Origin of the sequence: Micromonospora musae, from assembly GCF_003626545.1 — a bacterium.
In the GTDB taxonomy this organism is placed as follows: Bacteria; Actinomycetota; Actinomycetes; order Mycobacteriales; family Micromonosporaceae; genus Micromonospora; species Micromonospora musae.
Genome location: NZ_RAZS01000007.1, coordinates 271984 through 284777 on the forward strand (window position 1 = coordinate 271984; position 12794 = coordinate 284777).

13 protein-coding genes are annotated in these 12794 nt (G+C 72.0%); 6 read left to right on the forward strand and 7 right to left on the reverse strand.

Features of this window, described 5'->3' with window-relative positions; translation table 11 throughout:
• Nucleotides 1-178: 178 nt before the first annotated feature.
• The 7 genes from pstB to D7147_RS21265 all read right to left on the reverse strand — a co-directional run bounded on the left by pstB (nucleotide 179) and on the right by D7147_RS21265 (nucleotide 7579).
• Entirely contained in the window at nucleotides 179-955 is a 777-nt protein-coding gene (gene pstB / locus D7147_RS21235) for a phosphate ABC transporter ATP-binding protein PstB (protein WP_120680655.1), read from the reverse strand.
• Nucleotides 956-975: 20 nt separating this feature from the next.
• On the reverse strand, nucleotides 976-2064 hold the full coding sequence (gene pstA, locus D7147_RS21240) for a phosphate ABC transporter permease PstA (RefSeq protein ID WP_120680351.1): 1089 nt from the start codon (nucleotides 2062-2064) through the stop codon (nucleotides 976-978).
• Complete coding sequence (gene pstC, locus D7147_RS21245) at nucleotides 2061-3152, reverse strand: phosphate ABC transporter permease subunit PstC (RefSeq protein WP_120680353.1); 1092 nt, start codon at nucleotides 3150-3152, stop codon at nucleotides 2061-2063. The genes pstA and pstC overlap by 4 nt, the downstream gene beginning before the upstream one ends.
• A 38-nt stretch (nucleotides 3153-3190) precedes the next feature.
• Nucleotides 3191-4297, reverse strand: a complete 1107-nt coding sequence (pstS, locus tag D7147_RS21250) for a phosphate ABC transporter substrate-binding protein PstS (protein WP_120680355.1) — start codon at nucleotides 4295-4297, stop codon at nucleotides 3191-3193.
• A gap of 559 nt (nucleotides 4298-4856) precedes the next feature.
• Complete coding sequence (mshD, locus tag D7147_RS21255; RefSeq protein WP_120680357.1) at nucleotides 4857-5783, reverse strand: mycothiol synthase; 927 nt, start codon at nucleotides 5781-5783, stop codon at nucleotides 4857-4859.
• A gap of 55 nt (nucleotides 5784-5838) precedes the next feature.
• Nucleotides 5839-6759 (reverse strand): polysaccharide deacetylase family protein, encoded by a 921-nt coding sequence (locus D7147_RS21260; protein WP_120680358.1) that lies wholly within the window; start codon nucleotides 6757-6759, stop codon nucleotides 5839-5841.
• Between the two features lie 100 nt (nucleotides 6760-6859).
• On the reverse strand, nucleotides 6860-7579 hold the full coding sequence (locus tag D7147_RS21265) for a winged helix-turn-helix transcriptional regulator (RefSeq protein WP_187398626.1): 720 nt from the start codon (nucleotides 7577-7579) through the stop codon (nucleotides 6860-6862).
• A gap of 265 nt (nucleotides 7580-7844) precedes the next feature.
• Here D7147_RS21265 and D7147_RS21270 point away from each other — a divergent pair, with 265 nt between their 5' ends.
• From D7147_RS21270 to D7147_RS21290, 6 genes are all read left to right on the forward strand, one after another.
• Entirely contained in the window at nucleotides 7845-8891 is a 1047-nt protein-coding gene (locus D7147_RS21270; RefSeq protein ID WP_120680360.1) for a hypothetical protein, read from the forward strand.
• Between the two features lie 296 nt (nucleotides 8892-9187).
• Entirely contained in the window at nucleotides 9188-9976 is a 789-nt protein-coding gene (locus tag D7147_RS21275) for an LmeA family phospholipid-binding protein (RefSeq protein WP_120680361.1), read from the forward strand.
• A 108-nt stretch (nucleotides 9977-10084) separates the two neighbouring features.
• Nucleotides 10085-10162: an Ms5788A family Cys-rich leader peptide gene (locus D7147_RS33550; protein WP_325050676.1), complete on the forward strand. Its 78-nt coding sequence runs from the start codon at nucleotides 10085-10087 to the stop codon at nucleotides 10160-10162.
• 208 nt (nucleotides 10163-10370) lie between these two features.
• Nucleotides 10371-11219, forward strand: a complete 849-nt coding sequence (locus D7147_RS21280) for a sulfurtransferase (RefSeq protein WP_120680362.1) — start codon at nucleotides 10371-10373, stop codon at nucleotides 11217-11219.
• 3 nt (nucleotides 11220-11222) lie between these two features.
• Nucleotides 11223-11555 (forward strand): DUF1416 domain-containing protein, encoded by a 333-nt coding sequence (locus D7147_RS21285; protein ID WP_120680363.1) that lies wholly within the window; start codon nucleotides 11223-11225, stop codon nucleotides 11553-11555.
• Nucleotides 11556-11911: 356 nt separating this feature from the next.
• The gene (locus D7147_RS21290; RefSeq protein ID WP_120680365.1) at nucleotides 11912-12766 is read left to right on the forward strand and encodes a hypothetical protein; all 855 of its coding nucleotides are present in this window, start codon (nucleotides 11912-11914) and stop codon (nucleotides 12764-12766) included.
• Nucleotides 12767-12794: the final 28 nt, after the last annotated feature.

Below are 12794 nucleotides of genomic sequence, written 5' to 3' on the forward strand. Positions count from 1 at the left end.
TTCGGCTGGCGCCGGGCGGTCCGATCCCCGAATTCGGGGTAGCTCCGGAGCTTCTGCGGCGCAGCGACGCCGAACTCGTCTCCGGGGAACTGATCAAGGCGCACGGGAAAGGGCTCCCGATCGAAGTCGATCGGGAGCCCTTTCGTGTCGGAGTCACCGGCTGCCGCCGGGATGCGGCTCAGCCGAAGCGGCCGGTGATGTAGTCCTCGGTCTTCTTCTGGCTCGGGTTGCTGAAGATCTTCTGGGTGTTGTCGTACTCGATGAGGCGGCCGGGGTCGCCGGTCTTCTCGATCGAGAAGAAGGCCGTACGGTCCGAGACCCGGGCGGCCTGCTGCATGTTGTGCGTGACGATGATGATGGTGAACTTGTCCTTGAGCTGGAACATCAGGTCCTCGATGGCCAGCGTGGAGATCGGGTCGAGCGCCGAGCAGGGCTCGTCCATCAGGACCACCTGCGGCTCGACGGCGATCGTCCGGGCGATGCAGAGCCGCTGCTGCTGACCGCCGGAGAGGCCGGCGCCGGGCTTGCCGAGCCGGTCCTTGACCTCGTCCCAGAGGTTCGCGGAGCGCAGGGAGTTCTCGGCGGCCTCGTCGAGGATCGACTTCTTCCGTACGCCGTTGAGGCGCAGCCCCGCCACCACGTTCTCGTAGATGCTCATGGTGGGGAACGGGTTGGGCCGCTGGAAGACCATTCCGATCATGCGCCGGACGGCGGTCACGTCGACGTCCCGGTCGTAGATGTCCTGGTCGTCGATGGTGAGGCTGCCCTCGACCCGGGCGCCGGGGAGCACCTCGTGCATCCGGTTGATCGAGCGGAGGAAGGTCGACTTGCCGCAGCCGGACGGGCCGATCAGGGCGGTGACCGTCTTCGGCTCGACGGTGATGTTGATGTTCTCGATCGCCTTGAAGGCGCCGTAGTAGGCGGTCACGTTCGAGGCTTCGATGCGCTTGGCCATGGTGGTGGTACCTCCGAAGTTCATCGGCCGAGCCGGTTACGACGGGCCAGCAGCTTCGCCGCGATCGTCAGGATCAGGACGAGGGCTACCAGGGTGAGGGCCGCGGCCCACGCCCGGGCGGGGGCGTACCGCGACGCGTCGCCGGCCTGCTGGTAGACGAAGAGCGCAAGCGACGACTGGTTGTTCTCGAACGGGTTGAAGTTGATCGCCGCGCCACCGCCGGCGACGAGCAGCACCGGCGCGGTCTCGCCGGCCGCACGGGCGACGGCGAGCATCACGCCGGTCACGATGCCCGGCAGCGCGGTCGGCAGCACGACCCGCAGGATGGTCTTCCACTTCGGCACGCCCAGGGCGTACGCGCCCTCGCGCAGCGGAGCCGGGACGAGCCGGAGCATCTCCTCGGTGGAGCGCACCACCGTGGGGAGCATCAGCACGCTGAGCGCGAGCGCGGCGGCGAAGCCGGAGAAGCTGGGCCGGCCGTCGTTGAACCACGGCGAGACGATCAGCACCCAGAAGGCGAGTACGAAGAGACCGGAGACGATCGACGGGATGCCGGTCATGACGTCGACGAAGAAGCGGATCGCGAAGGCGAACTTGCCCCGGCCGTACTCGACGATGTAGATGGCGCAGAGGATGCCGAGCGGGACGGAGATCAGGGCGGCGACGCCGACCTGCTCCAGGGTGCCGATGATGGCGTGGTACGCGCCACCGTTCGGGTCCCGTGCCCCGATGTTGTTCATCGAGGTGAGGAAGAAGTCGCCGTCGAGCCGCTCGACGCCCTTGCTGATCAGCGTCCAGGCCACCGACGCCAGCGGCAGGACGGCGAGCACGAACGCCGAGTGGATCAGCGCGCTCCAGGTGCGGTTGCGGGCTGCGCGCGGCCCCTCGACCGCCTTCGCCGCGACGAAGAGCCCGACCAGGTAGAGCAGTGCACCGAGGACGACCACGAGCACCGGGCCGCCGATGCCGGCGCCGTACACCACGACGGCGGCGACCAGCAGCGCGGCGAGCGCGATGGCCGGCGCGGCGTACCGGGGGAGTCGCTTGGTCCGCAGGCTCTCCGGCTGGGCGGCCGGGCGGGGGCGGTGGCTGGTGACGGTGGTGGTCATGCGGCCGACTCCGTGAACTCTCGCCGGCGGTAGATGATCACGCGCGCGGTGATGTTGACGATGAGCGTGATCGCGAAGAGCACCAGGCCGGAGGCGATCAGCGCGCCCCGTCCGGTCTCGTTCGCCTCGCCGAACGTGTTGGCGATGTTCGCGGCGATGCTGTTGCCGCCGTTCTGGATCAGGTTGAACGAGATGTTGAACGTGATGCCGAGGGTCATCGCGAGGGCGATGGTCTCGCCGAGCGCGCGACCCAGGCCGAGCATGACGGCGGCGATGATGCCGGGCCGGCCGTACGGCAGCACCGCGGTCCGGAGCATCTCCCAGCGGGTGGCGCCCAGCGCGAGGGCGGCCTCCTCGTTGGCGGTCGGGGTCTGCAGGAACACCTCACGGGAGAGCGAGGTGATGATCGGCAGCACCATGATCGCGAGGACCAGCGAGCCGAGCAGGATCGACTTGCCGAAGGGGCCCTCGCCGCCGAAGATCGGGATCCAGCTGAAGTACTTGTTCAACCAGACCGAGAAGTCCTGCACCGGCCGCAGGAAGATCTCGCGACCCCAGAGACCGAAGACCACGCTGGGTACGGCCGCGAGCAGGTCGATGAGGAACCCGAGCGTGGTGCCGACCCGGCGCGGCGCGTAGTGGGACAGGTAGAGCGCGATGCCCAGGGCGACCGGTACCGCCACCAGCAGCGCGAGTGCGGCGGTGAGGACGGTGCCGAAGGCGAGGGCGCCGATGCCGAACTTCGGCTCCGAGTCGTTCGGGAACCAGCCCTCGAACGTCCAGAAGTTCTCGGTGTCGGCGCGAATCGCCGGTACCGCTTTCGCGACCAGGAAGACCGCGATCGCCGCGATGATGACCAGGACCACTGTGCCTGCGGCCAGGGTGAGGCCGCGGAAGCCCCGTTCGGCGCCGAACGCACGGGCCCGCGGCAACGCGCCGCCGCCGCCCAGCCCGGTGCCGCCCGGGGTACGGGTGCTGACTGGTGCCTCGACCAAACGCGCCGAGGCACCGGCGGAACGCTCGTGACTCTCAGTCACGCGGGTTCCGCCGGTGCCGGCGTCGGCCGAGCGGTGGGGGGTTTCACCCATCTGCTCGCTCGATTCGATTGCGGAGGTGGTGTGTCAGGTCAGGAGATGTTCTTGACCGCGGCCTCGACCTTGGTGCGGACGGTCTCCGGCAGCGGGGCGTAGCCGAGCTCGGTCAGCGAGTTCTGGCCCTCGGTGCTGGCGGCGTAGCCCAGCAGACCCTTCACCAGCGGCAGCTTGTCGGCGGGGAGGCCCTTGCTGCAGACGACCTCGTAGGTCGCGAGGACGAGCGGGTAGGCGCCGGCCTCCTTGGTGTTGTAGTCGATCGACAGCTTCAGGTCGTCGCCCTGGCCCTCGACCGCGGCGCTGGCGATGGTCTTGCCGGCCGACTCGGCGGTCAGCTCGGCGAACTCGCCGGCGCCGTTACCGAGCTTGGCCATCTTCAGGCCGCCGTTCTCGGCGTACGACCACTCGACGTAGCCGATGGTGCCGGCCTGGCCCTTGATGGCGCTGGCGACGCCGTCCGACTTCGCGGCGCCGGTGCCACCCGGGGCCTTCCACTCCTTCGCCTTGCCGAAGGTCCAGTCGGCCTCGGCGGTCTTGCTCAGGTAGGCGGTGAAGTTGTCGGTGGTGCCGGAGGAGTCCGAGCGGTGCACCGCGTTGATGGCGGTCGACGGCAGCGTGGCGCCGGGGTTGTCGGCCTTGATGGTGGCGTCGTCCCACTTGGTCACCTTGCCGGCGAAGATCTTCGCCAGGGTGGCCGGCTTGAGCTGGAGGTTGTCCACGCCGTCGAGGTTGTAGGCGATGGCCACCGGGCCGATCACCATCGGCAGGTGGATGGCCTTGCCACCGGCGCACTTGGCGTCGGCCTGCGGCTGCTCCTCCGGCTTGAGGGCGGAGTCGGAGCCGGCGAAGTCGGCGGTGCCGGCGATGAAGGCCGAGATGCCCGCACCGGAGCCGCTGGGCTCGTAGTTGATCTTAGCGTCGGTGCACTTCTGCTGGTACGCCTTGATCCACTCGTCCATCGCGTTCTTCTGCGCGGACGAGCCCTGGGCGTTGACCGTGCCGGAGGCGCAGTCGACCGCGGCGGCCGAGCCGGAGGCGCTGGCGCCGGTCGCGGGCTCGTTGTTGTCCGAGCCGCATGCACTGAGAGCGAGCGTCGCAGTAACAGCGAGGCAGGCGAGAGTGCCATACCGCTGGAGCTTCACCTGAGGGGTTTCCCTTCACGTCTGACTTGGCGCCCCGGTGGTCCGGGGAGAACCGGCAGTGACCGGCCGATTCCACAAGTTAGGAGCGCCAGGTAGCCGGTTCGCCGGTCGCAAGTGAACGCAGGGTGAACAGGTTCGGCAGACGAGATGACCGCTCGCCGAGGGCGGGTTGTCCGTTAAGTGAACTCGCGGACGCGTGTCGGAAGTATGGGTATATTTCCGGTCGGCTGTTACTCGGCCGTGCCGAGCCTGTTATCCCGGGGAGACCGGCGGGCGCGGCGGCGAGCGGTCTCGACGATAGGCCGCCGGACCGCGTGCTCCGGCCGTCGGCCGCTCCGGTGTGCCGAGAGGCACTCACCGGATCCGCCGCGGGGCACACGACGCCGGGTGGCGGTGCCGGTGAACCATCGGCGCCGGGCAGCCGGGCGGCGGTTGCGGTACGTGTTCACGCCGCCCGCCCGGGCCGCCCGCCGGTGGCACCGCCCTGCCGGGCGGGGATCAGGGCCGGGCGGGGATCAGGGCCGGGCGGGGATCAGCGGAGCGGTGTCGAACGCGCGGGTCAGCCCCGGTGGTAGTTCACATGCGCCGACCAGCGCAGGAATCCGAGCCGCTCGTAGAGGGCGACCGCCGGGGAGTTCGACTCGTCGACGTAGAGCATCACCCGGTCCAGCCCGCGCCGGTCGCGCAGGTATTCGAGGCCGGCGGCGGTCAACACCCGACCCAGACCACCGCGGTGCGCCGAGGGGTCCACCCCCAGCACGTACACCTCGCCGATGCGGGCCGACCCCGGGCGCTCGTGCACCTTCGTCCAGTGGAACCCGAGCAGCCGGCCGGTCGACTCCTCCACCGCGAGCAGGAAGCCCTCCGGGTCGAACCAGGGCTCGGCCAGCCGTACCCGCAGGTCGTCGGCGGTCCATCTGCCCTGCTCGGGATGCTCGGCGAAGGCCCGGGCGTTGAGTGCCAGCCAGGCCTCGTCGTCGGCCCCGGGCCGGAAGGCGCGCACCGTCACCCCGTCGGGCAGGCCGGGCGCGGTCAGCGGGGCGGTCAGCGAGCGACGCAGTTGCCAGAGCACCCGGGCCCGGGCGAAGCCGAGGTCGACCGCGAGCGCGGCGGCGGACGGGTGGTCGCCGTGCGCCCAGGCGCGCAGCGGGCCGGTGGCCGCAGCCAGTACGCCCCCGGCGAGTGCTCGGCCGGTGCCGCGCCGCCGATATGCGGGATGCACCACCAGTTCGACTCCGACACCGGCGCCCGGGTCGGTGGTGTCCAGGTGGGCGTACCCGCTCAGCGCCCGGTCGTCGGCCCGGGCCACCAGGTGCACGGCGGGTGCGTCGGGGTCACGCAGGCGCAGCAGGGTGTGCTCGTCGAACGGATCGGCCCCGTCGGTGTCGCCGGCCACGCGGGCCAGTGCCAGCACATCGGCGATCTCCGTGGGGGAGAGCCGGTCGGCGCGGGTCACCTGGTCGACGCGGGGCTCGGCGCTGCTCATCCGTCCACCGTAGCCCGGCGATCTTCCGGCGGCCGCCGTCCCCCGGTCGGTCGGCTCACGTCCGGTCGGTGGGCAGCGCCTCCAGCTCGAACCGCGCGGTCAGCTCCGGAAGGAGTTGCCAGAGCGCTTCCACGGTGCCCTGCCGGTTCCCGCCGGCGTCGTGCATCAGCACCACCGAGCCCGGTTCGATCTGGGAGGTGACGGTGGCGGCTATTCGCGCGGCTCCGGGCGCCTCCCAGTCCGCCGGGTCCACGGTCCAGTGCAGCGGCGTCATGCCCAGCGCGTTCGCCACGGAGACGACGGGGTAGGTCCAGGCGCCGCCGGGCTGGCGGTACCAGACGATCGGGGCGTCGGGGGCGGCGGCCCGGATGGCCTCGTTGGTGCGGAGCAGGTCGGCCCGGATGACGTCCGGTGACCGCTTGCCGAGGGCGACGTCGTGGTTCCAGGAGTGGTTGCAGAGGGTGTGCCCGTCGGCCACGATCGCCCGGACCAGGTCGGGGTGGCTCTCGGCCATCTCGCCCACCACGCAGAAGGTGGCCCGGACGCCGAACTCGCGCAGCGCGTTGAGGACCTGCGGGGTGTACTGCGGATCGGGCCCGTCGTCGAAGGTCAGTGCGACCCGCTCGTCGCCGGTGGTGGAGTGCGCCCCGAAGAGGCTGTCCCCGTTGGCGTCGCTCGTGTTGCCGTCCTGTCCGGCCTCGGGCGGCGCGCTGCGATCGCCGTCCTGGTCCGACTGCTCGGTCTCGGTCGGCACGATCGGGGGCTGGTCGGCGTAGCGGCTGCTGTTCGGGTCGCCGGTGACCCCGGTGGCGCTCTGGTGCGGCCGGTCCGGGATGAGGCTCCGGCCGAGCACGTACGCTGAGCCGAGCAGTGCGGCCACCACCAGGACGGCGATCGCGGCCGAGCGTCCGGTTGAGCCGGGCCGCAGCAGCCCTCGTACCCGGCCCCTTCGCCAGGTGCCGCCCCCGTTGGTCATCGCACGTCCCACCATGCCTTTCGCCGCAAACCAGGCAATCAGGATAAGTCTGACTACCTACGCGAAAGGGGCATATGGGAAAAGCTTGGACAGTCTTGGGTCAGACCGGCAGCGGCGCGGATTCCGACTCGGGCAGTGGACGCGACGGCGGCACCACGAACTTGTAGCCCACCTGACGAACCGTGCCGATCATCGACTCGTACTCCGAGCCGAGCTTGGCCCGCAGGCGCCGGACGTGCACGTCCACCGTGCGGGTGCCGCCGAAGTAGTCGTAGCCCCAGACCTCGCGCAGGAGCTGGTCCCGGGTGAAGACCCGGCCCGGGTGCTGCGCCAGGAACTTCAGCAGCTCGAACTCCTTGTAGGTGAGGTCGAGCGGCCTCCCCTTGAGCTTCGCCGCGTACGTGTCCGGGTCGATCGTCAGCTCCCCGGCCCGGATCGAGCCGCCGGCGCCCGCGACGGCGCTGCTGTGCCGCCCCACCACCAGCCGTAACCGCGCCTCCACCTCGGCCGGGCCCGCCGAGGCGAGGATGACGTCGTCGACGCCCCAGTCCGCGTTCAGCGCGATCAGCCCTGCCTCGGTGACCACCGCGACCAGCGGCACACCGAGGCCGGTGGCGTGCAGCATCCGGCACGTCGCGCGCGCCTCGGTCAGCTCCGAGCGGGCGTCCACCAGGACCGCGTCCGGGCTCGGGCCGGAGACCAGCGTGCGTACGTCGCGCGGCGCGGTGCGCACCGAGTGCGGCAGCAGGTCGAGTGCCGGCAGCACGGCGGACGGCTCACCTGCACGGGCGCCTACCAGCAGCAGGATCTCCACGATCACCTCCGTCCCGGCGGCCGGTCGGCCGCGCGCGACCAGCGACACTCCGGTCGAGGGGTGTGCTGAGAACTAGCGTGGGTCCCGGCGTCTCTGACGGGCGGGTAACGGCACGAGCCTAACCGATTGGTCCCTCCGCGCCCCTGGACCGTTTCCCGTTTGTTCGCTTTGCCCGCGATCGGGGCTCGGGTTTTAACGTTGCCGAAACCGTGATCCCCGTACGGGCGGGCGGGGCCTCCGCTCCGCGCGGCCGGTCTGGCACGATCGGGGCGTGTCTCCCTCCACCTCGCCCGACGCCGGTCGCGACTCCTGGTCCGACGGGCCCCGGCCCGGGGCGACCTACGGTCCGCCGCCGGAGCAGCGTAGTGCGCCCGGCACCGACGACGGTGACCGCCGTGAGCGGCGCGGCCCCCGCCGGATCCGGCGAGGCGGCGAGCCGGCGCGGAGACCGGACGACGTGACGGACGAGCCGGAGGAGGAGGAGATCCCGCCCGTCGAGGTCCGGCGACCGCTCTCGCTCGCCGTCGCGGGATTCTCGGTGCTGCTCGGGATCGGCCTGGTGCTCGGGGCGCAGACCTCCGGGCCGGGGCACCGGCTGCCCTTCGTGATCATCATCCTCGGCGTCCAGCTGCTCTTCGTGCTGGCCTGGACGATGGCCATGCGACCGCCGGCCCTGCTGCTGGTCGCGCTGGTCAGCGTCGGGGTGGCGGTGGCGGCCGACGTGGCGGCGGTGCAGTCGGAGGTCGCCGGGCTCGCGCCGCTGGGCTACGTCGCGGCCGGCGGCTTCCTCCTCGGCGTGCTCGGTCAGCTGGTGCGCCGGGTCGACCGGGTCCGGGTCACCGACTCGCTCGGCAGCACCCTGCTCATCGTGGTGGGCGTGGTCGCCTTCGGCACGCTGATCGTGCTGAGCCGGGTCCCCGCGGGCACCCAGGCCATCACCGTCTGCCTGACCGCCAGCGGCGTCGCGCTCACCGTCGCCCGGGCCGTCGACGCCGTGGCGCCCTGGCCCCGGCTCGCCCCGCAGGTGCCCCGTGGCGCCGCCGGCGTGGTCGGCGGCGCGATGGTCGGCACGCTCGTCAGCGCGGTGCTCGGCAGCTACCTGGTGGCCCCCTTCACGCCGACCAAGGCCGCGATCATCGGCCTGGTCGCGGCGGTCGCCGCCGTCCTGGCCGACCTCGCCGTCGGCTACGCCGAGGCCGGACGGCTGATGGCCGGCGAAGCGCCGACGATGTGGATCGCCCGGCACATGCAGGGGCCGCTCGGTGGCTTCGCGCTGGCCGCCCCGGCGGCCTACGCGATGTGCATGCTCTTCCTCTGAGAGACTGTCGGGAAACCTCGGGGCGAGCGAGGCGGAGTCCAGGCGGCGATCCGGCAAGGCGGAGATTGGTCCGGATACCGGTGTCGTATCCGGGTCGATCTCCAACGTCGCCGGTCGTCGGCTGGGCCCGCCGCAGCCGTCGCAGGGTTTCCCGCCAGTCTCTCTACGTACGGTTGAGCCCGTCGCCGGTCGGGTAACAAGCGGGCGCCACGGCGCGGCACCGGCAGCGACGACCCGCCGCGACCGGGCGGACGTGACAGGACGAGCCGCGAAGCGGCCCACGGACAGGAGGCGGCGTGGCCCAGGCGCAACCGGCGTATGTGGAACGTCCCCGGCGACGGGGTCGTCGGGCGATCGTCGTGCTCGTCGTACTGCTCCTGCTGCTGGTCGGGATCCTGGTGGTCGCCGACCGGGTGGCGGTCGGGGTGGCCGAGCGCGCCATCACCGACCAGGTCCGCCAGGAGGTGGCCAAGCAGGGCGCCCAGTCCGCGCCGCCCGAGGTCGAGGTCGGCGGCTTCCCGTTCCTGAACCAGGTGCTCGACGGCCGGTACGAGCGCATCTCGATCGTGCTGCGCGAGGTCCGGGGCTCCGTCCAGGGCGACGCGGTCAGCCTGCCGACGCTCGACATCGACGCGCGCGACGTCACCGCCTCGCTGGACACCCTCCGCTCCGGGCAGGGTGAGGTGGTCGCCAAGACGGTGAACGGCACCGCCACCATCAGCTACGACAGCCTCGCCGCCCTGCTCGACCGGCCCGGGCTCAAGCTCAGCGAGCAGGGCGGGAAGCTGGCGGTGACCGCGCCGGTGGACGTCCTCGGCCAACAGCTCACCGTCACCGGCACCGCCGACGTGGCGGTCGGCGAGCAGGGGAAGGTCAGCCTCCGCTTCAACGACCTGAACGCCGAGGGGCTGCCGGACGTCCCGCTGGCGCGCACGCTGCTGAACAACTACGCCCGGAGCATCTCGGTCGACGTGCCCCTGCCCGAGCTGCCCTTCCAGCTCACCGTCCGCGAGGTCCGGCCGACGCCGGACGGCTTGGCGGTCACCGCGGACGCGACCGACGTGCCCCTCAACTCCGCGGGCTGAACCGGCCGGTCGGTGGGCGCCGGGGCGGATACCGGTCGACGGGCGCCGATTCCCGGATGCTGGTCGACACCCTGGCGCTCAGCTCGACGGCTGATAGGCTCGCTGCCCATGGGGACTCTCCTCACCAAACGGCGCGCGGTCGACCTGTGCCGCGTGGCCACCTGCCTGTGTCGCCCCGCCATCTGACGGCGGGGCTGTCCTCGGTCGCCTGACGCGACCATCGGCACGCAGGGTCCGCGTACCCTCCGGTGCCTCCACCCCATTCGCCCGGCAGCGGCGCCGTCGCACGAACCCGTGATCCGTCCTAACCCATGGGTCCCGCGCGTGGTGCGACATCGACAACTTCGCTTCTCGCGCGCTGGCTCACCGCCCATCCTCACCAGGGAGTGATCTGATGAGTCGCGACACCGCACTCGTGTCGGCCGACTGGGCCGAGAAGAACCTCGACACCCCGGGCGTCGTCTTCGTCGAGGTCGACGAGGACACCTCCGCCTACGAGACCGGCCACCTCTCCGGCGCGATCAAGCTGGACTGGAGGACCGACCTGCAGGACCCGGTGCGCCGGGACTTCGTGAACAAGAGCCAGTTCGAAGCGCTCCTCTCCGAGCGTGGCGTCGGCAACGACGACGTCGTCGTCCTCTACGGCGGCAACAACAACTGGTTCGCCGCCTACGCCTACTGGTACTTCAAGCTCTACGGACACCGGGAAGTCAAGCTGCTCGACGGTGGTCGCAAGAAGTGGGAGCTGGACGCCCGTCCGCTGGTCAAGGACGCGGTGACCCGGCCCGCCACGCAGTACGTCGCGCAGGAGCCGGACACCTCGATCCGGGCCTTCCGCGACGAGGTGGTGGCCGCCATCGGCACCAAGAACCTGGTCGACGTCCGGTCCCCCGACGAGTTCGCCGGCCGGCTGCTCGCCCCCGCGCACCTGCCCCAGGAGCAGGCGCAGCGGGCCGGGCACATCCCGACCGCGATCAGCGTGCCCTGGTCGAAGGCGGCCAACGAGGACGGCACCTTCAAGTCGGACGACGAGCTGCGCAGGATCTACGCCGACGCGGGGCTCGACGACGGCAAGGAGACCATCGCGTACTGCCGGATCGGCGAGCGCTCCTCGCACACCTGGTTCGTGCTCCGGGAGCTGCTCGGGCACGACCAGGTGAAGAACTACGACGGCTCCTGGACCGAGTACGGCTCGCTGGTCGGCGTGCCGGTCGCGCTCGGCGACGAGCCCGGGGAGGTGTGAGCCGTGACCGCTCCCGCTGCTCCCACCGCCGCCGGCTGCGCCGCCCCCGACCAGGCCGCCCCGCTGCCGGCCGGTCTGGACCTGGAGAAGGAGACGGTGATCAGCGGCGTCGTCCGGTCCGCCGGGGGTGAGGTCGTGCCGGGCGCGTACGTCCGGCTGCTCGACTCGAGCGGCGAGTTCACCGCCGAGGTGGTGACCTCGGCGGCCGGCGAGTTCCGCTTCTTCGCCGCGCCGGGCACCTGGACCCTGCGCGCGCTCTCCCGGCACGGCAACGGCGACACCAGCGTGACCGCCGGCCGGGGCGTCAACGAGGTCTCCGTGACCGTCGCCTCCTGACCCACGCTCCGAGAGACTGTCGGGAAACCCTGCGGCGGCTGCGGCGGGCCCAGCCGACGACCGGCGGCGTTGGAGATTCGTCCGGATACAACACCGGTATCCGGACGAAGCTCCGCCTTGCCGGATCGCCGCCTGGACTCCGCCTCGCTCGCCCCGGGTTTTCCCGACAGTCTCTGATCGCCCCGGGGCCGGTCACCCGCACGGGTGGCCGGCCCCGGGCGCGTACGCCCACCTGCGGGCGGCCGGGCGTGCGGTGGCCGTCGCTCGGCGCCGCGCGGGCTGCCGGGCCGGCCGGCCCCGGGCCCGACCATCGACGCGGGTCCGGACGGCCGGGCGTCACGTGACACGATGGCTCGGTGAGCGGTGCTGTCCAGACGGGGTACGCCCCGCCGACCGGTCCTGACGCCCCGGTGCCCAGCCGCCGCCGCTGGCTGCTGGCCGCGACCGTGGCCTGGGCACTGCTGCTCGCGCTTCTCGCCTGGACCTCGGTCCGCGACGACCCGCCCACCGTGCGCGAACAACGCACCCTCTCCGAGGCCGGCCCGCTCGTCGACCGGGCCGTCGGCGAGTTGGTCGCCGCCGCCGGGAGCGCCGTGCTGGAGCTGACCCCGCCGCAGGTCGAGCGGGGCTGCCGGCTCACCCCGTTGGCCGAGGGCGCGACGCTGAGCCGGAGTGTGGCGGTGGCCGCGGCCGAGAGCGGTGAGCGGCAACTGCTCGACGGGCTCGCGGATCGGCTGCCGGAGGATTGGCGGGCGGGGGTGCGGACGACGCCGGACGGGCTCCGGCTGCGCGCCGACGCCGGTGAGTTCGTCGCGGTGACCGGCCGACCGGCCGGCGAACGCCGGTTCCGGTTGACCGTCGACACCGGCTGCCGCCCGATCGGCGCCGGCTACCGGCAGGCCGACGACGCCGCGACGGCCGGAGCGGAGGTGGCCGAGCTCGCCGACGCGCTGCGTGTCCTCGGCGTCCCCGCCGAGACCGAACCCGAGCTGGTGACCGCCCGCTGTCCCGACGGCGGGGTCGCGCGTACCGTCCGCTCCGACACCGACCTCGGCCTGAAGGCCCAGGTCGCCCCGCTTGCGCCGCTCGCCACGGGCGGCCCGGTGCTGGAGACCGCGGAGGCGTACGCCTACCGCACCGACCGGGCCACCGTTCTGCTCGACACCAGCGCCGACGACCCGCACCTGGCCGCCACCACCGTCTGCTCCTGACCCGCCCGCCGGAGAGGCCGTGACCGGC